This is a genomic window from Couchioplanes caeruleus (assembly GCF_003751945.1).
Taxonomy (GTDB): domain Bacteria; phylum Actinomycetota; class Actinomycetes; order Mycobacteriales; family Micromonosporaceae; genus Actinoplanes; species Actinoplanes caeruleus.
Genome location: NZ_RJKL01000001.1, coordinates 5,217,186 through 5,235,855, shown reverse-complemented (window position 1 = coordinate 5,235,855; position 18,670 = coordinate 5,217,186). Strand labels below are relative to the sequence as shown.

Annotated in this window: 21 protein-coding genes, 1 tRNA gene and 1 pseudogene; 5 read left to right on the top strand and 18 right to left on the bottom strand. The window is 70.1% G+C overall.

The features are described from left to right. Positions 1–48: 48 nt before the first annotated feature. From EDD30_RS23405 to EDD30_RS23390, 4 genes are all read right to left on the bottom strand, one after another. Complete coding sequence (locus EDD30_RS23405; RefSeq protein ID WP_071803213.1) at positions 49–1,284, bottom strand: GAF domain-containing sensor histidine kinase; 1,236 nt, start codon at positions 1,282–1,284, stop codon at positions 49–51. Between the two features lie 108 nt (positions 1,285–1,392). Beyond that, positions 1,393–1,758, bottom strand: coding sequence for a VOC family protein (locus EDD30_RS23400; RefSeq protein ID WP_071803160.1), 366 nt, complete (start codon positions 1,756–1,758; stop codon positions 1,393–1,395). A 76-nt stretch (positions 1,759–1,834) separates the two neighbouring features. Continuing rightward, the gene (locus EDD30_RS23395) at positions 1,835–2,596 is read right to left on the bottom strand and encodes a phosphodiesterase (protein WP_071803159.1); all 762 of its coding nucleotides are present in this window, start codon (positions 2,594–2,596) and stop codon (positions 1,835–1,837) included. Between the two features lie 72 nt (positions 2,597–2,668). Beyond that, positions 2,669–3,058 (bottom strand): VOC family protein, encoded by a 390-nt coding sequence (locus tag EDD30_RS23390; RefSeq protein WP_071803158.1) that lies wholly within the window; start codon positions 3,056–3,058, stop codon positions 2,669–2,671. A 160-nt stretch (positions 3,059–3,218) separates the two neighbouring features. Between EDD30_RS23390 and EDD30_RS23385 the strand changes: the two genes are divergently transcribed. Further along, positions 3,219–3,608 carry a response regulator transcription factor gene (locus EDD30_RS23385; protein ID WP_071803157.1) on the top strand — a complete coding sequence of 130 codons (390 nt, stop codon included), beginning with the start codon at positions 3,219–3,221 and terminating at the stop codon, positions 3,606–3,608. 295 nt (positions 3,609–3,903) lie between these two features. Here EDD30_RS23385 and EDD30_RS23375 read toward each other — a convergent pair. The 6 genes from EDD30_RS23375 to EDD30_RS23350 form a co-directional block, all read right to left on the bottom strand. Then, positions 3,904–3,977: transfer RNA gene (locus EDD30_RS23375), tRNA-Ala, on the bottom strand. Positions 3,978–4,095: 118 nt separating this feature from the next. Continuing rightward, complete coding sequence (gene sepX / locus EDD30_RS23370) at positions 4,096–4,926, bottom strand: divisome protein SepX/GlpR (protein ID WP_211277660.1); 831 nt, start codon at positions 4,924–4,926, stop codon at positions 4,096–4,098. Positions 4,927–5,055: 129 nt separating this feature from the next. Then, on the bottom strand, positions 5,056–5,697 hold the full coding sequence (locus EDD30_RS23365) for a GNAT family N-acetyltransferase (RefSeq protein WP_123678475.1): 642 nt from the start codon (positions 5,695–5,697) through the stop codon (positions 5,056–5,058). Further along, entirely contained in the window at positions 5,697–7,007 is a 1,311-nt protein-coding gene (locus EDD30_RS23360) for a molybdopterin molybdotransferase MoeA (RefSeq protein WP_071803154.1), read from the bottom strand. Before EDD30_RS23360 ends, EDD30_RS23365 begins: the two co-directional genes overlap by 1 nt. Beyond that, a complete protein-coding gene (locus tag EDD30_RS23355) occupies positions 7,004–7,930 on the bottom strand; it encodes a UTP--glucose-1-phosphate uridylyltransferase (protein WP_071803153.1) in 927 nt (308 codons plus the stop codon). Before EDD30_RS23355 ends, EDD30_RS23360 begins: the two co-directional genes overlap by 4 nt. Positions 7,931–7,980: 50 nt before the next feature. Further along, the gene (locus EDD30_RS23350) at positions 7,981–10,431 is read right to left on the bottom strand and encodes a diguanylate cyclase (protein ID WP_084556109.1); all 2,451 of its coding nucleotides are present in this window, start codon (positions 10,429–10,431) and stop codon (positions 7,981–7,983) included. 162 nt (positions 10,432–10,593) lie between these two features. Here EDD30_RS23350 and EDD30_RS23345 point away from each other — a divergent pair, with 162 nt between their 5' ends. Then, a complete protein-coding gene (locus EDD30_RS23345) occupies positions 10,594–11,217 on the top strand; it encodes a 5-formyltetrahydrofolate cyclo-ligase (protein ID WP_071803152.1) in 624 nt (207 codons plus the stop codon). A gap of 69 nt (positions 11,218–11,286) precedes the next feature. Beyond that, positions 11,287–11,379: pseudogene (locus EDD30_RS41540) on the top strand (FmdB family zinc ribbon protein); the annotation flags it as partial. Between the two features lie 62 nt (positions 11,380–11,441). Here the strand turns inward: EDD30_RS41540 and EDD30_RS40860 are convergent. Next, complete coding sequence (locus tag EDD30_RS40860; RefSeq protein WP_244945694.1) at positions 11,442–11,612, bottom strand: hypothetical protein; 171 nt, start codon at positions 11,610–11,612, stop codon at positions 11,442–11,444. Between the two features lie 833 nt (positions 11,613–12,445). Further along, positions 12,446–12,631: a hypothetical protein gene (locus tag EDD30_RS23335; protein WP_071803150.1), complete on the bottom strand. Its 186-nt coding sequence runs from the start codon at positions 12,629–12,631 to the stop codon at positions 12,446–12,448. A 56-nt stretch (positions 12,632–12,687) separates the two neighbouring features. On the opposite strand from EDD30_RS23335, the gene EDD30_RS23330 reads away from it, so the two are divergent. Further along, positions 12,688–13,026, top strand: coding sequence for a translation initiation factor 2 (locus tag EDD30_RS23330; RefSeq protein WP_071803149.1), 339 nt, complete (start codon positions 12,688–12,690; stop codon positions 13,024–13,026). A 262-nt stretch (positions 13,027–13,288) separates the two neighbouring features. Here the strand turns inward: EDD30_RS23330 and EDD30_RS23325 are convergent, their stop codons facing one another. Beyond that, on the bottom strand, positions 13,289–13,762 hold the full coding sequence (locus EDD30_RS23325) for a DUF2231 domain-containing protein (protein WP_071803148.1): 474 nt from the start codon (positions 13,760–13,762) through the stop codon (positions 13,289–13,291). A 201-nt stretch (positions 13,763–13,963) separates the two neighbouring features. On the opposite strand from EDD30_RS23325, the gene EDD30_RS23320 reads away from it, so the two are divergent. After that, on the top strand, positions 13,964–14,824 hold the full coding sequence (locus EDD30_RS23320) for an oxygenase MpaB family protein (RefSeq protein ID WP_071803147.1): 861 nt from the start codon (positions 13,964–13,966) through the stop codon (positions 14,822–14,824). Positions 14,825–15,059: 235 nt separating this feature from the next. On the opposite strand, the gene EDD30_RS23315 is transcribed toward EDD30_RS23320, so the two are convergent. The 5 genes from EDD30_RS23315 to EDD30_RS39305 all read right to left on the bottom strand — a co-directional run bounded on the left by EDD30_RS23315 (position 15,060) and on the right by EDD30_RS39305 (position 18,660). Then, positions 15,060–15,878 carry a RecB family exonuclease gene (locus EDD30_RS23315; RefSeq protein WP_084556108.1) on the bottom strand — a complete coding sequence of 273 codons (819 nt, stop codon included), beginning with the start codon at positions 15,876–15,878 and terminating at the stop codon, positions 15,060–15,062. Between the two features lie 164 nt (positions 15,879–16,042). Beyond that, complete coding sequence (locus tag EDD30_RS23310) at positions 16,043–16,651, bottom strand: MarC family protein (RefSeq protein ID WP_071803145.1); 609 nt, start codon at positions 16,649–16,651, stop codon at positions 16,043–16,045. Between the two features lie 51 nt (positions 16,652–16,702). After that, entirely contained in the window at positions 16,703–17,554 is an 852-nt protein-coding gene (locus tag EDD30_RS23305) for a PHP domain-containing protein (RefSeq protein ID WP_071803144.1), read from the bottom strand. Between the two features lie 44 nt (positions 17,555–17,598). Continuing rightward, entirely contained in the window at positions 17,599–18,492 is an 894-nt protein-coding gene (locus tag EDD30_RS23300) for a PH domain-containing protein (RefSeq protein WP_071803143.1), read from the bottom strand. Positions 18,493–18,501: 9 nt separating this feature from the next. After that, entirely contained in the window at positions 18,502–18,660 is a 159-nt protein-coding gene (locus EDD30_RS39305) for a hypothetical protein (protein ID WP_023562582.1), read from the bottom strand. Between the last annotated feature and the right edge of the window lie 10 nt (positions 18,661–18,670).

Sequence of the window (18,670 nt, the reverse complement as noted above, 5' to 3'; positions counted from 1 at the left end):
CGCTCCCGCCCGAACTGCAGCCGGGCGGGAGCGGATCCGCGTCAGCCGTCAGACCCCGGCCAGCTCCAGCTCGCGCTCCTTCTCCGCGACGGGGAAGACCACGTGCAGGGACGTGCCGTCTCCCGGGCGGTCCGAGAGCGCAACCGTGGCGTGGTGGGCGTCGAGGATGCGTTTCGCCAGGGCCAGGCCCTGGTCGGGCCCCGGCTCCGCGGACGGATGAGAGATCGTGCCGTAGTACAGGTGCGGGAAGAGGTCGGGACGCAGACCGTCCGGCAGATCCATGTCGTCGAGCCGCACCGCGGGCCCCGACTCCATCTCGGTGCCGACGCGCACCCGCCCGCCGGCCGGCGTGTACTTCACCGCGGCGAAGAGCAACTGCATGAGGACCTGCTCCAGGCGTACGGGATCCGCGATGATCGGCAACGACGGCCCGCCGGCGTGGTTGAGGATCCAGATCCGCTTGGTGGCGGCGATGGGCCGCACCGCCTCGACCGCGCGCTGGGTGAGCCGGGTCAGGTCGATCTCGCGCATGTGCAGGCTGTCGGCGCCGTGCCCGGCCTCCGCCATGGAGGACAGGTGGTCGAGCAGGTCGGTCAGCCCCCGCACGTGCGCGGCGGTGGCCCGGCCCACGAGGTCGGCCAGCTCCGGGTCGTGCACCCCCTTGTCGCCGAGGTCGGCCAGATATTGCCGCATCAGCCGCAGCGGCGCGCGCAGCTTCCCGCCGACCAGCCCGGCGAGATCGTCCTTGCGGCGCTCGAGCTCCTGCAGTCGGGCGGTGGTGTTGGCCAGCGAGGTGGCATACCGCCGCAGCTCGAGCTGCGAGGTGACCTGACGCGCCAGCGCCCGCAGGGCCTGCAACTGCTCGCCGTCGAGCCGCCGTGGATGCGAGTCGAAGACGCACAGGCAGCCGAGCGCGAACCCGCCGGTGGTGATCAGCGGCGCCCCGGCGTAGAACCGCATCCCACCGTCGCCGACGACGGTGGGATGGTCGGCGAACCGTTCGTCCTTGGTCAGGTCGGGAACGACCATCAGATCCTTGCCCATGATGCTGTGGGCGCAGAACGACAGGTCGCGCGACGTCTCCGTCAGGTCCGTACCGATCCGGGCCTTGAACCACTGCCGGTCGAAATCGATCAGCGAGACGAGTGCCATCGGTACGCCGCATACCGTGGAGGCCAGCGCGACGATGTCGTCGAAGTCCTTCTCGGGTGCGGAGTCGAGGATGTCGAGTTCATAGAGGGCGGCGAGACGGTCGGCTTCGTTCGTGGGCAGGGGCGCTTGCATGTCGGTCACCTCCGAGACTGACTTCAGAGGTACCACCCAGAAGTAGCAATGCTGGCATTTCGGCCATCTTGCTCCCACTCTCGCCCTCCTGGGGGTCATGCCGGTCGGTCATGCCGGTCGGTGGCAGACCGCCTCGATGTTGTTGCCGTCCGCGTCGAACGCGAACGCACCGTAGTAATTCTCGTGATAGTGCGGCCGCAGCCCCGGAGGGCCGTTGTCCACCCCGCCCGCGTGCAGCGCCGCGGCGTGGAACGCGTCGACCGCCGACCGGTCCGCCGCCGTGAACGCCACGTGGACCCGGTGCGTCGGCTCCCGCACGGCCAGCCAGAAGAACGGCCGCCCGCTGTCGTCCCCGAAACCGATCATCTCGGGCCCGGTGGCCACGACCTTGAGACCGAGCGGACGCAGGGCATGCTCATAGAAGTGCCGGCTCTCGTCGAGGTGGTGCACCCCGAGAACGACGTGGTCGATCATCGGTCTCCCCTTCCCGCTGAACATCGACCGTATAGCGGGGGTACGACACTTCGATGATCGCTGCGCCGAGCGGCGGTCAGTATGCGCCGAGCAGAGCCGCGGCGTGGCTCACCTGGACGGTGTGGGTCACGCAGTCGTCGCCCTCGAGCATGTGCAGCAGGAAGCCGGTGGGCTCGGCCACGTACCCGGGTGGCGCGTCGGAGTTCAGCAGCAGCCCGGCCTGGCGCCAGGTGCTCGGGCCCACGGTCAGCACCGACCCGGCGAAGGCGGCGGTGACCGGCCGGTGGACGTGCCCCGCCATGATCCGCGCAACGTTGTCGTGCCCGGAGAGCACCTCCCGGAGCGCTTCCCCGTCGAGCAGCCGCATACCGTCCAGGAACGGGATGCCGATGGGCATCGGAGGATGGTGCAACCCGATCATCGCCGGCACACCGGGACGCGTCGCCAGCACCGCGTCGAGCCATTCGAGCTGTTCCCCACCGAGCCGCCCGGCCGGCGAACCGGGGATCAGCGAGTCCAGAGCGACCAGCGTGAACCCCGGATAGTCCACGGCGTAGAAGGGCTCGCCGCCGAACGCCTTGACCATGGCGTCCCGGTCGTCGTGGTTGCCGGTAGTCAGATGCAGTGGCAGGGGGAAGTCGCCGATGACCTCCTTGAGGGCGGCGTACTCCTCCTCGCGGCCGTTGTCGGTGAGATCGCCGGTGACGAGGACGCAGTCGGGCCGCGGATCGAGCGCCATGACGCGGGCCAGAGCGAGCTGGAGGCCGGCAGCCGGACCGCCCCCCAACGGCCCGGTGGTGAGGTGAGAGTCGCTGAGTTGAGCGATGAACGAGGTCATATCGCTGATGATCCGGTGCCGGGACCGCCGGTCAACCGATCGGTCGTAACCACTACAACGGAAAAATGACGACTAGGCCTCGGTGTCGACGTACAGGCAGAAGGGATGACCGTCCGGATCGAGCATCACCCGTACGGTGTCCTGGGTCTGATGATCCGCTTCGGTCGCACCCGCCGCCGTGGCGCTCTTCACCGCGGACTCCAGATCGGGCACCTCGATGTCGAGATGCATCATCATCTGCTGTTTGTGCGCCTTGTTGGGCCACGTCGGTTGTTCGTAGTCGGGCGAGCGCTGAAAGGCCAGGTATTCGACGTGGTCGCCGAGAGGCGCCACGGCCACGAAGTCCGGCTCCTCCTTGACGATCTTCCAGTCCATCAGGGCCGCATAGAACTCCGCCAGCGCCCGCGGCTCGGGGGTCTCGAGCACCACGCCCCAGAAGTGCGATGAGTTTCGTCCCAGCATTCGTGCAGTCTGCTACCCCGACCCCGCAATGCCGCGAGGACGCGCGGATCCTCAGCGTGATCGATGTGTCACAAAGACCATACCGACCGGTAGGGATACTCCCCGGGTGCAACCCGCATCTTGCTGCCGGATCGCCCGCACCCGCCGGATGTCTGCCCACATGAACGAGAACTTGGTCCTCGTCGCCGAGGACGACCCGGACCTGCGCGACATGCTCGCCCTCGCCCTCGAGCGGGCGGGCTACACCACGGTGGGCGCCAAGGACGGCAGCACCGCCGCCCGGATCATCAAGGTCGCCCGCCCGGTCGGCATCGTGACGGACGTACGGATGCCGGCCCTCAACGGCATGGAGCTGTGCCAGTTGATCCGCAGCAACCCGGAGGTCCGCAACGCGGCCGTGCTGATGGTCTCGGCGAACTGCCACGTCCACGACATCAACGCCGGCCTCGGCTCGGGCGCGGACGGCTACCTGCCGAAGCCGCTGTCGCCGCGGCGCCTGGTGGTCGAGCTCCAGCAGCTCATCGAACGCCGCAAGCCGACCGCCGCCTGACCCCCGGCCCGGAGGGTGCGGCGCGGATCAAGGTTTGATCAACGGTCACGCCAGGAGAGCGGCGAGAGGTTGACCGCCACTTCGGCGATCCGCCGGCCGGTTTCGGTACGGAGACCCTTACGTGCCGAGTCGATCCAGCCCGCCGTGCGCTGCACCCCGGCGCGGGTACATGGTGGAGGCAACAGCCTCACCCGATCGTGGCCTGGTTCCGGGAAGACCCGATCCGGCTTTGAGTCGACGGATTCGGTCCTAACGAACTCTGGCCAGCGTTTCCGCTGGCCAGAGAATTCAGGGGTGGAGCTGTGGGGATTTGAACCCCAGACCCCCTCGATGCGAACGAGGTGCGCTACCGGACTGCGCCACAGCCCCCCGGTCCCTTAGGACCGCAGCTAGGCTAACAGGTCGCCCGCCTACCTCGCGAACCACCCCCTCCGCGTGGCGCCGCCGGCCATCTCAGGCCGCGCGCTTCGTGAGGCCGGATGCTTCGTCAGGCCGGATACGACGCGCCGCGGCCGCCGGCCTCGTACGCCCTGCCGCGGAGGCCTCCGGCGCGCCGGTAGGACACCGACGCGCCGTTGACCGCGGCCGGGAGCTCGGATGGGTCCCGGTCCAGGCCCATTGCTGTGCGGCGGACCGCCTCGCGCTGGGCCGCGAGCCGGCGCTGGGCCTCGCGGCGGGCGGCCGCGCGACGGGCCTGTTCGCGTCGCACCTCCGCCTGCCGGGCCGCCAGCCATGCCGCCTCGCGCGCCTCGATACGGCGGCGCCGGCGGTCCGCGATGGCGCGGTTGCGCAGGTGTACCAGGTAGACGCCGAGCAGGGTGCCGGTCACCGCGAAGCTGATCCAGAATCCCGGGCCGACCGCGAGCACGCCGACCAGCTCGATCACGTTGAGCAGCAGCAGCGCGGCGAAGACCCGGCGGCGGCGGACCACGGCCGGGGTCTGCCGGCGGACCGGACGGCGGCGGACCGGGCGGCGCGACGGCACCACGCGCAGCCGCCGGGCAGGCGGGCCGGACACCGGTGCGGCCGGGACGGGAGCGCCCGACACCGGGGCATCGGCCACCGGAGCACCGGAGACCGGCGCTGGATCACCCGTTAGGGTCCGCGACGTAACCATGTACTGGCGACCGGGGTTGACCGGTCGGCGTCCGGGCACGGTGCGGAGCCGACGGCGGCGCTGCAGCACCCGAGCCGTCGACGACGCCCGCTCCGCCGCCAGGCGCTCGGTGGCGTCGTACCGGCGGACGAGGGCCGGTGCGAGGGCGAGCAACCCGGCCGCGGCGAGGACGGCGAGGAGCACCGAGGTCGGCACCCTCACCCCTCCCGTCAGCCTCAGACCGTGCCGGGCGATCGGGGCCCGGTCACGAAAAAGTCGCAATCTCCCCGAGATTACGGGCGAGAGCTGCGGAAATCGCCGCGCCGCGCCGGGCCGGTAGGCCTTGGATGATCATTTTGCTGTGGTACGTAACCTGCGCCACCGTGCGAGCAGCCCGCCCTCATTTGCGACCTCTTCGCTGGTCATCGCATACCCGAGGTGATCGCGCCAGGCGCCGTCGATGTGCATGTAGCGCGGGTGGTACGCCTCCTCGCGGAACCCGAGCTTCTCCACGACCCGCCGGCTGGGTACATTCTCGGGCCGGATGTTGATCTCCACGCGGTGCAGCCCGCCCGCCCCGAACGCGTGGTCCACGGCGAGCGCCAGGGCCGTCGGTATCACCCCGCGACCCGCGACCCGGGAATCGACCCAGTAGCCGACGTACGCGGAACCGAACGCCCGCCGCACGATGCTGCCCAGGTTGATGTGGCCGACCAGCCGCTCCTCGCCGCCGTCCTGCCGGAGGCAGACGGCGAACGGCATGCTGTCGCCGCGCCGCGCCGCCCGCTTCATGTCCCGGTAGACGTAGAGGTACGCGCGCGGCGAATTCATGTCCGCCCACGGTCCGGGTGGCGCCGACTCCCACGGGCTGAGCCACGCCTCGTTGGCGACGCGGACCTCGGACCAGGCCTGCGCGTCGCCGCGGCGGTAGGGCCGGAGCACCACGGGTCCGTCCGCCAGGACGGCAGGCCATCCGGGCATGGACCCCCACATCATCGCCTCCGGTCGAGCAGCAACACGTCGACGGTCGACCCGGCCGCGGCCGCGGTGACCCGCTCGCCCAGCACCAGCAGACCGTTGGCTTCGGCCAGGCCGGAGAGAGTGTACGGCCCACCGGCGAGCGGCTGGACCGTGTAGCCGCCGCCGCGCCGTTCCGCGACATGCGCGGGGCGGAACTCCCGCAGGCCGCCGGGCGACGAGACGGTCTCGAGCAGGTGTGCCTTGACGCTGGGCCGGAAGACGGGCTCGGAGCCGGCGAGAAGCTGGATGACGGGCCGGGCGAGCACCTCGAAGCCGATCAGGGCGGCACCGGGCTCACCGGGCAGGCAGACGACCGGCACCTCCTCGCCGCCGACGGTGCCGAAGCCGAGGGCAGCGCCCGGGCAGAGCGCCACGTCGGTGAACTCGACCGCTCCCCGCCCGTGGTCGCGCCGGGAGAGGACGCGGCGGAGCATGTCGCCCGGCCCCGTACCCGTGCCTCCGGTGGTGATGATCAGATCGGCCCGCAGCGTCTGGTCCTCGAGCAACCCCCGCAGGCTCTCCGGGTCGTCGTCACAGATGCCGATTCTGTACGCGAGAGCGCCGGCCTCGACCGCGGCGGCGGTGAGCGCGTGCGAGTTGGCGTCCACGACCTGCCCCGGCTGGCTGGGCCGGCCCACGTCGACGAGCTCGTCACCGGTGGCCACCACGACCACCCGCGGGCTGGGCCGCACGACCACGTGCCCGATTCCGGAGGCGGCGAACACGGCGACCATCGCGGGCGTCACGTAGGAGCCGGCGGACGCCAGCACCCGCCCGACCGGCAGCTCGTCGCCGGCCCGACGTACCCCGGATCCGCGTTTCGGGGCATGCAGGATCTCCACCGCTGCCATGCCCTGGTCGGTCCAGTGCACCGGCACGACGACGTCGGCGCCGAGCGGCAGCGGCGCTCCGGCCGCCACGGAGAAGCAGGTCCCCGGGGTCAGCCGGACCGGCCGCCAGCTAGCCGCGCCCAGGTCACCTACGACGTTGAGCCGGACCGGTCGCAGCCCGCCCTCGAACGCGCCGAAGGACGGGTGCGAGCCGATCCGCCCGGCGGCGGCCAGGTCCTCCCAGCGGGCCGCGTACCCGTCGATCGCCGCCTGGTCGAAGGCGGGATACGGGTGTGGGGCCAGCACGTCGTTGGCGAGGACGTTGCCGTGCGCCTGGGTGAGGTCGAGGTCGAGCGGAGGCAGCGCTCGAAGCCTGCGCAGCACGCTGCCCAGGTATTCGGCGAGAGGCATCAGCTCGTTGGCGGCCGCCTCGGCATCGGCCGTGGTTGTCATCCCTGGGCACCGCCGATGTTCGTAGCCACGAACTCGCTCAGCCACCGGCGGAACTCGGGGCCGACGTCCGGCCGCTGGGCGGCGAGCTGGACGACGGCCTGCAGGTAGCCCAGCGGCATTCCGGTGTCGTAGCGGTGCCCGCGATAGATGATGCCGTGCACCGGCACCCCGTCGGCGAGAAGCTGGGCCATGGCGTCGGTGAGCTGGATCTCGCCGCCGCTTCCCGGCTTGGTGTGCTGGATCGCCTCGAAGATGGCGGCGGGCAGGACGTAGCGCCCGACGACGGCCAGGTTGCTCGGCGCCTCGGCGGGCGACGGCTTCTCGACCAGGCCGGTGACCTTCACGACATTCTCGCCGCGCCCCTGCTCCGGCTCGACGGACGCGATGCCGTATCGGCTGGTCTCCTCGGGCGAGACCTCGATGAAGGCGAGGACGATGCCGCCGGTCTCGGCCTGCAGGTCGAGCATGGCCGGCAGCAGCGGATCATCCTCCGCGACGAACTCGTCACCGAGCAGCACGGCGAAAGCCTCGTCACCGACGTGCGAGGCGGCCACCCCGACGGCGTGTCCGAGGCCGAGCGGCTCTCCCTGCCGGCAGGTGTAGATGTCGGCGAGCTCGCTGGTCCGGCGAACGGCGGCGAGCCGCGCGGTGTCGCCCTTCTCCTCCAGCCGTGCCTCCACATCGGGCCGCCGGTCGAAGTGGTCGACCATCGAGGTCTTCCCCCGCCCGGTCACGAGCAGCACGTCGGTGATCCCCGCGGCCGCCGCCTCTTCCACGATGTACTGAAGGACCGGGCGGTCCACAACCGGCAACAGTTCCTTGGGTACGGCCTTGGTGGCCGGAAGGAATCGGGTAGCCAGCCCAGCCGCCGGAATGACGGCCTTGACGGCTCGACGGCCGGTCGCGTGCGCCTGCGTGGTCATGTAAGGGTCACCGCACCTTTGCTGAGTTCATGCCCGGACATTCCGCGAGACTATCGGCCACGGCTCTGCCGCGGCGGTTGTGGCCCGCCAGACGCGCCCGGCATGGATTCCGGATGGTCGAATTGCCCTTCGTCGACTCCCCCCGAAACCGACGCCTGCGTCACAGGGGCGCCGCTTTCGGCGGAAATCCCCGCGGCGCCGGTCGCCAGCGCCGCCTCGGCAGGGATGCCCACGCCGCCTCCCGTCAGCGTCGGCTCGGCAGGGGCTCGCACGCCTCCCATCTGCGTCGGCTCGACAGGGGCTCCAGTGTCTCCCACCTGCGTGGGCTCGGCAGGAGTTGCCGCGTTGCCGGCCGGCCGCTTCATGCCGGCAGCGGTCTCGGCGAGGCGGTAGGTGTCCCGGCCGGCGTTCTTGGCCGCGTACAGCGCGTCGTCTGCGGCGGCGAGCACCCGGTCGGCCGTGGTGCCGTGCTCGGGGTACACGGCGATCCCGATGGAGACGCTGATCGACACCCGTTCGACAGCGCCGCCCGAGCCAGATCTGCGATCATCGATCAATACCGGCTGATCGCGAACGGCGGCCCCGAGCCGCTCGGCGACGATGATCCCGCCGTAAGCATCGGTCTCGGGCAGCAACACCACGAACTCCTCACCACCCTGCCGGAACGCCACGTCGACCTCCCGAAGCCCCACCCGGACCCGCCGGGCAAACTCGCCCAGCACAGCATCCCCGGCGGCATGCCCGTACGTGTCGTTCACCTCTTTGAAGTGGTCGAGGTCCAGCACCAGCACGGTGAGCATCCGCCCGAACCGGTTGGCCCGCTCCACCTCGCGGCGCAACGACTCCCGCAGGTAACGGTAGTTCCACAGCCCCGTGAGCGGGTCAGTGAGAGAAAGCCGCTGAGCCTCCTCGTGCATCCGTACGTTGTGCACGGCGACCCCGGCCTGCCCAGCGAAGGTCCGCAGCATGAGCAGGTCGGCGTCGTCGAACTCATCGGTGCCGAGCCGGTCGTACAGCGCGAGCACGCCCAGCGTGGCGGGATGCCCGACCGTGTCCCATTCCCCCGGCACCAGCGGATCACCAACGGTCGCCGGCGCGCAGATCGGCACGGCGACGTACGTCCGGCAGGCCGGCTCGTCGACCACCCCGCCCCCAAGCCCGCAGAACCCCCGGCGGGGCTCCCCACCGGCCGCGACGGCACCGAGGATCCCGCGCCCGCGCGGCACCCGCAGCGAGGCCAGCTCGTCGTCGGGCACGTCCCAGCGGCCGGTGAGCCCCTCGGCGCACCGCGCGACCAGGTCGCCCCCGGCCGGATCGGTGAGCAGCACGATCCCGGCCCGGGCTCCGCTCGCGGACAGGGCGGTCCGGAGGATGACCCGGAGAATGCGGTCCAGGTCGTGGGTGCTGGAAAGGGTGTCGCCCAGGATGGCGAGATGCCCGCGAAGCTGGTCCCGGCTGGCGGTGAGCGCCTGCACGTACGCCTGCAACTCCCGGGTCATCCGGTTGAAGGTCCGGGCGAGCCGCCCGATCTCGTCGTCCCGCTGGACCGGTACCCGTACCCCCAACTCACCGTCGGCCACCTTGCCGGCGGCCCAGGCGAGCTCCTCGAGGGGACGGGTCGTGGACCGGGCGAGCCACCGGGCGACCACGATCGCGATTCCGGCCACGAGCACCACCGCGGCGGCGAGCAGGGCGTAGAGCGGGAACGGCGTCCGGGCGGGAACGGATACGACAAGAGGAAGTGGCTGCCCGGGACCGCCCGCGATGGTCCGCATGGCCGTCCCGCTGTGCCCGCGTGTTCCGGTGCCTCGCGCAGCCCCGCCGCTGCGTTCCAGGTCGACGGTGGCACCGCTGGTGTGGGCCAGGCGATGGATGAAGTCCTCGTCCGTCCGCGCCAGGGCGATCACGGCAACGTCGCCTCCCACAGCGCTTGCGGTGACGGCGGTGATAGTGGCACCGGGAGCCGGCGCGGCGGGCGGGCCTGCGCAGTCGCGCTCTTCAGCTCGACTTTCGCCGCCGTCGAGTTCCACTGCCCGGTCTTCACCCTTCGCTGCCTCGCCCTCCCCTCCCGCGCTCTGCTCTGCGGCGCTCTGCTCTGCCGCGCCCGGTCTTGCCGTGCCCTGCTCTGCCAGGCCTTGCTCTGCCGCGCCCTGCCCGACCGCGCCCTGGCCCGCCACCGCCTGCTCCGCCGCGCCCTGCCCGACCGCGCCCTGCCTTTCTCCGGGCTGCCCTTCGCCGGGCTGGCTGATCCTGGACGGGAGGCTCGTTCCCGGGCCGGATCCGGCGCTCGGGGCAGGGCTCACGATCCGGACCTCGGCGGCCAGCCCACGGGTCACCATCTGATCCGCTGCCGGCCTCCTGGCGTCCTCCGGCAGCACGGCGACGGCGTCGGCCACGGCCTGCAGTTGGCCGCACAAGGCACCCATCGCACTCCGTACCGTTGTTGCGGCATGATCAAGCCGCTCGACCGTCCGGTCCCGGCTCACCGTGGACACGGTCATCCCCACGAAGAAGGATCCGAGCAGGACCGGGCCGAGCACGACCGCCAAAAAGGCCGCAGTGAGTCGGCCACGCAGAGTCACACGACCTCCTGGAAGCGGCCTTCTTTGGAGCGATGCTGACATAGTGCGCACCGTTTGCCGGTTTTACAAAGGGGGTGTTGCATGTCCGATTTCACCCGTGATGCGGAAAGCTGCCGCGCCGAGAAGGTGGCTCTCCGAGGTCAACTCCTAGCTTTGCGTAGATCGAAAACGCCTGACACCCTCGCTGACGCAGCCACGCGGCTCCAGCAAGCCCTCGAGAGCCACGTACGCCACCAATCACCCACAGTCATCGCCACCTATGTGCCAATCGGCGCCGAGCCCGGCGGCCCCGATCTTCTGGAGGCGCTCCGCCGTGCAGCACCCACCGCCTCGGTGCTCCTGCCGGTCCTGATGCCGGACGGAGACCTGGACTGGGCACCGTACGAAGGCCGGTCGTCCCTCCGCCCCGGTCCGCGAGGCCTCCTCGAGCCGGCAGGGCCACGGCTGGGCACCGCCGCAGTGTCTGAGGCGGAGCTGGTCGTCGTACCCGCGCTAGCCGTCGACCGCCGCGGCATACGCATGGGCAGGGGCGGCGGCTCGTACGACCGCGCGCTCGCCCGCGTTCCCGTCACGACCTTCACCGTCGCCCTGCTCCACGACGGAGAACTCCTCGCCGAGGTCCCCGCAGAGCCGCACGACCGTCGCGTACACGCCGCGATCACACCTGGCGAGGGCCTCAGCGAGCGCCTGGACTGGACGAAATAAACTCCGATGACGGAGCATTGGCACTCGTAGTCGGCGAGTGCCAGCAATCGAGATCGACGCGGAGGACCAGTGCCCACGTACCAGTACGCATGCACCGAGTGCGGGGAGCAGCTCGAAAGGGTGCAGTCTTTTTCCGACCCGGCGCTGACCGAGTGCCCCGCCTGCAGCGGCAAGCTCCGCAAGGTCTTCAACTCGGTCGGCATCGTCTTCAAGGGCTCCGGCTTCTACCGCAACGACTCCCGCTCGGGCAACGGCAGCTCGGACAAGCCGTCCACGACGACATCCTCGACCTCGTCGTCCGACAGCAAGTCGGAGTCGTCGACGTCATCCACCTCGTCGGCACCAGCGGCCTCCTCTCCGTCTCCCTCTCCCGCTCCTGCCACGACGTCGTCCACCGCCTCAACGTCCTCCTGAGCTGACGTCAGCGCGAGCTGACATCCGCTTGGGCTGCCAGTCGCTCGGGCTGGCAATTTGTTCGAGCTGACAACCGCCTGGGTTGACAGCCGCTCGGGGTGACAACCGCTCGGGGTGACACCGCCTGCCCTGACAACCTCCCGGGCTGACAACCTCCCGGGCCAGCGTCCCCTAAGCTGACGTCCCCGAGCTGACGTCAGCCCACGAAGCGTCTACCAGCGCTCGGCGTATTACTGAGACACGGCACGGTGCCTGGGCTCGGCGTCTTCCGATCTCAGGCCGGCGCCGAGTTCGGCATCGCGCCAGAACGGCCGACGCGTTGGCGTGCCCGTCTTTTCTACCGCCCTGGCCAACGGTCCCCGGAGTTATCCACAAAGTGCGGTTGTCCACAGGCCCGACCCGCGACGATCGGAGGACTCGCTAGCTTCGCGGCGTGTGGCTGACTCCGAACAGAACCCATTCAAAATCCGACCTCACTCCGGTACGCCGACGGAGGCGGGCAGGAACGGTCCTGCTCCGCCTGGCGGCGCTCGCAGCGATGTTGGCAACCGCCGCGGCGCTGGCATGGTCCGGGACGGAGACGTGCGGCCGACCGCTGGGCGCTATACCCGCCCACGCCCGCCCACCGGACGCCGCAGCGCCCAGCCCTCACGCCAAGAGCCCCCGACGCTGGGAATCTGCCGCGTGCCACCGGCGGGCGCCTTCTGCTGGGCGCGATGCAGCGTGCTGGGTGCCCGTCCAGACGCGCTTCTGGCGCGCCGAACGACATCACCGGGCACCCACCTCCGGAAGGAACCTGTCGAGTCCGCGCTGGTCAGCCCCAATGCGGCGGCCGGTCCTCCAGAAGACGATCGTCGTTGGAATCGGCGGAGCTGCTGTAACCCCAGCCACGTTCCGTGTCGTCGCGGGTCTGCTCCGGAAGCAGCGGCGTCTCCTCGGACTCGAAGTCCACGGTGCGCTCGGCGTCGGCGTCGCGGTCGGGCTCGTCAAGGATGTCCACGGTAAGAGGGTAAGCCGCGTCGTGCGCGCTGTCGGCACCCGATGGATGTAGCGTCGATGAACGTGAGAGCCCCGACCGGATCCGACGACGACGCATACTGGCGGCGCCCCGACGCGGCGGCGGGGGACCCGTTCGGCGCCGAGCGTCCGACGGCGCCCCCGGAGCCGAGGCCACCCGCGTACGAGGGGCCGCCACGCCCGGCGCCGGCGTCTCCGCTCTGGCGCCCCCCGGTCGTGTCCGAGCCGCCGCCGCCACGAAGCATGCCGGCTCAGGACATGGAAGCCTTGGACGAGTCCGAGGGTGCGGCCCGCACCATCACCTACGGCGTCGGCTTGGTGGCGGGCGCGATAGCCCTGATCGTCATGTTCTTGCTCTGCGCCCGAGCGATCTTCTGACCGCACCACGCCAGAACGACTCTCTCACCGCACTACGCCAGAACGGCTCTCACCGCACTACGCCAGAACGGCTCTCACCGCACCACGCCCGAGCGGTCCTCTCACCGCACCACGCCAGAACAGCTCTTTCACCGCACCACGCCCGAACGATCGGTCACCCGCCACGCCCGAACGATGCCTCACCGCGCCACGCCCGGACGGTACTTGACGACCGAACGCCGTCCCGGCCACCACCCCACACGGCGGCCGGGACGGCTGCCTGTCAACTACCCCAGACCGCCTGCGCGCCCGAGTCACCGGTCATGAAAACGTAGTATCCGGACACCGCCGCGAGCGCCAACATGATCACGGCGAGCACCAGGTCGGCCGCCTTGGGCAGACGGCGGGTCTCGCTCCTGAGCGTGAGGAACACCATGACGAGAGTCACGATGCCCAGGGCGAGCGAGTAGTAGAACGTCATCGTGCCGAAGCCCGCGTGCTCATCGATCTTGGCCAGCGCCGGCCCCGTCATTCCGTTCGCCACGAGGCGGTCGTGCAGTTCGGCGCCCGACTGCTTCGCTACGAAGGCCGACGACGGGGCGGCGACGGCCAGCAGGATCGCCGCCCAGCCGACCTTCGCCCGCCAGCTCGGCACGAACGCGTAAGCCACTGCCGCCAGAGCCAGGAGCGGCACGAACACGACCGCCGCATGGAGCACGAGGGCGTGGACGGGAAGGCCGTTTATCTGATCGAACACAGTCAGCCTCCTTGAACGTTAAACAATCATGGGCGCCAGCCTAGGGCCAACTCGAGCCAGGTACGACCCCCTGCTCGCGTTAACGCTCACCGGATCGATCTGGTTCATCGGCACGGTCGGCCGTGCCCGACCTCGCGCCGCCCCGACACGCACAACCCTGAACCTGTTCAAATTCACCTTCTACGTGGCACGCTGGAGGACATGACCACGGACGACGACCTCGGGCTGTTCGGTCCTGGCTCGGTCACTTGGAAGGTGCACCGGGAACCGATCGTCACCCTCGGCGGTCTCCGTTCCCTCTACCTGCAGGCCCTTCATCCGCGGGCCGTCGCGGCGATCGCTCAGAACTCCAGCTATCGCTCGGACCCGTGGGGACGGCTCGAGCGCACCACGACGTACGTGGAGACCGTTCTCTACGGCACGACGGCCGAGGTCGCGCGCGTGGCGAGCCGGATCCGGCGGCTGCATGCCAGGATGACCGCGACCGATCCGCGTACGGGCGAGACCTTCCGCATCAACGAGCCGGACCTGCTTCGCTGGGTGCACGTGACCGAGGTGGAGTCGTTCCTGACCACGGCCCGGCGCGCAGGGCTGGACCTCACCGACGACGAGGTCGACCGCTACTACACCGAGCAGGTGCGTGCCGCCGAGCTCGTCGGGCTCGATCCCGCCACGGTGCCCGCGACGGCGGCCGAGGTCGCGGACTATTTCGAGGCGATGAAGCCGGAGTTGGGACTGACCCGGGACAGCGCGGAGACGGCGTTCTTCCTCACGGTTCCGCCGGTGCCCGCGTCCTGGGGAAGCTCCGCGCTGCGCCTCGGGCTCACCCTGGGCCCGACACGATGGGCGTATTTCGGCATCGCGGCCACGGCGGTCGCCATGCTGCCGCCCTGGGCACGCAGGATGTTCGGCGGCCTCGGCTGGCCGACGACCGACCTGTCGGCGGACCTCTCCGTGCGCGGGATCCGACTGCTGATCAAGGCTGGGCTCGCCGCCTTACCCGAGCGGTACCGCGTCGCGCCGATGCGCCGCGAAGCCCTCCAACGAGCCGGCCTGGCCTGACCACAAGTCGGCCGGAACTCTGTCGGCCCCAAACCCGGATTCCACCTAGCGAACCCGACCGCCTCCAAGCCCAGAAACCGACCCGGCGAACGCAAGCCGACGGAGAATCGGTCCAGAGAAACGCCAGCCCACGGAGACCGGCCCGGGCAAACGCCAGCCCTCGAAGAACCAAGCCGGACGAACGCCAGCCAACGAAGAACCAGCCCGGGCAAGCACCAACCCAAGAAACAAGCGCCTACCCCGCGCGCTCCAGATGTTCGACGGCCGACCAGGGCTCCTTGCCCTGCACCTCCGCGCCCGCGGGGCACGTCCGCCGGAAATCGCACCACCCGCACAACGTCCCGGGATTGGTCGGGAACTCCGCGTCGGGATCCGCCCCGGCCGCGATCGCCTTCTCGGCCGCCATGATGTCGCGGGCCGTGTCCTCCGCCCGGGTGACCTGGCGGGCCAGCGACTCCTCGGTGTGCTCATGGGCCGCCACGGTGCCGCTGGGCAGATGGTGCAGCTCCACGCGACGGCAGGGGCGGCGGAACACGCGCTGGGCCGCGTACGCATAAAGGGCAAGAGCCTGTGACCCGCGGGCGTCGTCCGCGTCGAGGCCGGATCGGCCGGTCTTGTAGTCGACGATGACGGCCTCGCCGGCGCGGGAGTCGATGCGGTCGGCCCGGCCGTTGAAGGCGAGAACTCCGGTCTTGGTGGCGACCACCCGCTCCACGCCCAGCGGTTCCTGTTCCGGATCGAGCCCCGCGACGTAGGTCTCGAGCCACCCGAGGGCCTTGCGATAGGTGATCCGCTCCTGGTCGACATCGCGATAGCCCTCGCGCACCCATGTCGCCTTCAGCAGCGCCGGCAGGGCGTCGGTGCCTCGGCGGGCGACCGGCAGGGCATACCAGTTCTTGAGGGCCGTGTGCACACTCGCGCCGAGCGAGTTGTGCGCCCACGGCGGCCCCTTCTGCGGACTGGGCCGGTCGACGTAGCTGTAGCGGTAACGCCGCGGGCAGTCGGCGTAGGCACCGAGTCTGCTCGGCGTGCAGACGAAGAGGCGCTCGGGCATGCCGGCGAACCCCAACTGCTCGGGTACGGCGGCCGATCGCTGCGAGGTCCTGGGCACGGCTCAATCCTGCCAGGACCCTCCGACAAAACCGCCGCCCGGACGGGCGACCTCAAAGACGGGCGACCTTGAAGCAAGGCGGGCGACCTCGAGCAAGACGGGCGGCCTCAGGCGTAGAGCTTGACGAACGCCGCCACCGCATCGGCGATGAGCTGCACCGCGATGGCCGCCAACAGCAGACCGGCGATCCGGGTCAGCACCTCGATGCCGGCCGGCCGTAGCAGTTTGACGATCCCGCCGGAGAACCGGAGCACCAGCCACACCGCGAACATGACCGCGAGGATGGCGAGGCCGATCATCGTGTAATCCACCGCACCGTCCGCACGCTGCACGAACAGCATCGTCGCCACGATCGCGCCCGGTCCGGCCAACAGCGGGGTGCCGATCGGCACCAGCGCCACATTGGTCGTACCGCCCTGCTCCGACGACTCGTCCGCCTTGCCCGTGAGCAACTGCAACGCCACGAGGATCAGGAGCAGGCCGCCCGCGCCCTGCAGAGCGGGGAGCTGGACGTGCAGATAGTCGAGCAGCGTCTTCCCCGCGACCGCGAAGCCGACGATCACGCCGAGCGCGAGCAGAACCGCCTGGGTGCCCGCCCGCGTACGTTCCTTGGACGGCAGCGTGCGGGTCAGGGCGAGGAAGACGGGCACCATGCCCGGGGGGTCGACGATCACCAGGAGGGTCACGAAGACCTCGCCGAACAACTTAAGATCCACGCGCTCAACCTAGGCGGCGCGGCGGAGAACCGCCTTGAACTGCGAGAACCGTCACCCCAGGATGGGCACTCCGGTCGCGGCGGCCACGATTTTCCCGTACGCGGCAAGCTCGGTCGTGAAGGCCCCGAGCCGCACGGTCTTGTGCGTACCGTGGAAATCCGACGATCCGGTGACGACCAGGCCGAGCTCGTCGGCGAGCGCCCGCACGTGCGCCCGCTGCTCCGGCGTGTGGTCCTCGTGGTCGGCCTCGAGTCCGAAAAGGCCCTCCCCGGCCAGGTCCACGATCAGCTTGTCCGGCACGATCCGGCCCCGGATCGTGGCGTTCGGATGGGCGAACACGGTCACCCCGCCCGCCTCCCGCACCGCCCGCACGGCCTCGAAAACATCAAGATCAGCCTTGGGTACGAAGTAGCGCGCGCCCAGCCAGCGCGAGGCGAACGCCTCATTGGTCGTCCGGACCAGCCCGGCACGGATCAGCGCCTGGGCGATGTGCGGACGCCCGACCGAGCCCCCGGCCGCATAGCCACTGACCTCGGGCCAACTGATGTCCACCCCGTCGGCACGCAACAGGTCGACGATCTTCTCGGCCCGCTGCTCACGGTCGCTGCGCAGCCGCGCGAGGTCGGCGGCGAGCCGGGGCTCCGCCGGATCGAACAGGTACGCGAGCAGGTGCAGCGGGATCGCCGGTTCCACTCCGTACCAGCGGCAGGAGAGCTCGGCGCCGCGTACCAGAGTCAGGCCTGCAGGCCGCGCCGCCGCGGCTTCCGCCCACCCGCCGGTGGTGTCGTGATCAGTGATGGCCATCACGTCCAGACCCGCCTCGACCCCGGCAAGGACCAGTTCGGCCGGGGTCAGTGTGCCGTCACTGGCGGTCGAATGGCAGTGCAGGTCGATTCTGGTCACTCGCCAGACGCTATCGGGTGGTCGCCGAAGATTTCGTACGGACGTCAGGCATCGTCGCCCGCGTCACCGTCCTTGCCCAGCCGGGCCTCGACCGCCTGCGGCTCGTACATCTCCTCCACGACTCGCAGGTAGAGCTCGTTGGGGTTGGGCAGGTGCTTGACCTCACGCAGCGCCTGGTCCTGGCCCGCCGACTCCAGCACGAACGTGCCATAGCTCAGCATCCGGCCGAGCGCGGATTGCTCATATTTCATGTCGGTGACCCGGAGCAGCGGCATCATCGCGACCCGGCGGGTGATGATGCCGTTGACCACCATCACGCGCTTGTTCGTGAGGATGAAGCGGTCGAAATACCAATCGCCGACCTTCCACGCGACCCAGCCCATCACTCCCAGCCAGATCAGCACCGCGGCAGTGACCAGGCCGTCGATGTTCTGCCGGGTCAGGAAGCCGGCGAGGTAACCGAGCAGCAGCGTGGCGCCGATCCCGATCAGCAGCGGTGTGGAGAGATGGATCCAGTGCCGCTTCCACTCGCCGCGATAGCGCTCGGTCGGGAAGAGATAGCGGGAGACCAGTGTGGTCGGCTCGTCCTCGAGCGGCAGTACGCGGCGGGGTCCACCCGGGACGCCCGCGCTGTCTCCGCCGAGTCCTTCCAGCTCTTCCTGGGTGAAGACGGGGGGCTCGTACTCGCCGGGATCCCGGTAGCGCTCCTGCTGACGCGTCTCGTAGTCGTCGCCGAAGGCCGCGCTCGGCGAGTAGCCGGCGTCCGCTGAGTACCCTGCGCTGGGCGAATAGCCGGGACCGTCCGCTGAGGCCCGCCCCCGCGCATACTCCGGACCGTCGTCTCGGAAGGCGGGATCGTTGTAGCCGAAGTTCTCGTCGTCGTCCTGAGGGCGGCGCGCACCCTCACCATCAGGTTGCCGCGGCTCACCAGGACCCATGCGCCGATGTTAAGCGACGAGGTTGGTGAAGAACGTTCCGAAACCGCGGGCGATGTCTCCGATGGTGGAACCGAGCGACTCGAAGACGGCCGCGGCCGAGTTCGGGTTGAACGCAATGAAGAAGATCAAGAATGCGATGCCAAGCCAGGTGAGAACCTTCTTGATCATGGCGGGCCTG

Bases quoted from the DNA above. Each gene is read 5' to 3' on its own strand.
- EDD30_RS23330 (WP_071803149.1), top strand. From the start codon at position 12,688: ATGAACGTGAGAGCCCCGACCGGATCCGACGACGACGCATACTGGCGG.
- EDD30_RS23385 (WP_071803157.1), top strand. From the start codon at position 3,219: ATGAACGAGAACTTGGTCCTCGTCGCCGAGGACGACCCGGACCTGCGC.
- EDD30_RS23400 (WP_071803160.1), bottom strand. From the start codon at position 1,758: ATGATCGACCACGTCGTTCTCGGGGTGCACCACCTCGACGAGAGCCGG.
- EDD30_RS23365 (WP_123678475.1), bottom strand. From the start codon at position 5,697: ATGTGGGGGTCCATGCCCGGATGGCCTGCCGTCCTGGCGGACGGACCC.
- EDD30_RS23355 (WP_071803153.1), bottom strand. From the start codon at position 7,930: ATGACCACGCAGGCGCACGCGACCGGCCGTCGAGCCGTCAAGGCCGTC.
- EDD30_RS23345 (WP_071803152.1), top strand. From the start codon at position 10,594: ATGTCCGATTTCACCCGTGATGCGGAAAGCTGCCGCGCCGAGAAGGTG.
- EDD30_RS23405 (WP_071803213.1), bottom strand. From the start codon at position 1,284: ATGCAAGCGCCCCTGCCCACGAACGAAGCCGACCGTCTCGCCGCCCTC.
- EDD30_RS23315 (WP_084556108.1), bottom strand. From the start codon at position 15,878: ATGCCCGAGCGCCTCTTCGTCTGCACGCCGAGCAGACTCGGTGCCTAC.
- EDD30_RS39305 (WP_023562582.1), bottom strand. From the start codon at position 18,660: ATGATCAAGAAGGTTCTCACCTGGCTTGGCATCGCATTCTTGATCTTC.
- EDD30_RS23320 (WP_071803147.1), top strand. From the start codon at position 13,964: ATGACCACGGACGACGACCTCGGGCTGTTCGGTCCTGGCTCGGTCACT.
- EDD30_RS23360 (WP_071803154.1), bottom strand. From the start codon at position 7,007: ATGACAACCACGGCCGATGCCGAGGCGGCCGCCAACGAGCTGATGCCT.
- EDD30_RS23395 (WP_071803159.1), bottom strand. From the start codon at position 2,596: ATGACCTCGTTCATCGCTCAACTCAGCGACTCTCACCTCACCACCGGG.
- EDD30_RS23300 (WP_071803143.1), bottom strand. From the start codon at position 18,492: ATGGGTCCTGGTGAGCCGCGGCAACCTGATGGTGAGGGTGCGCGCCGC.
- EDD30_RS23390 (WP_071803158.1), bottom strand. From the start codon at position 3,058: ATGCTGGGACGAAACTCATCGCACTTCTGGGGCGTGGTGCTCGAGACC.
- EDD30_RS23350 (WP_084556109.1), bottom strand. From the start codon at position 10,431: ATGACCGTGTCCACGGTGAGCCGGGACCGGACGGTCGAGCGGCTTGAT.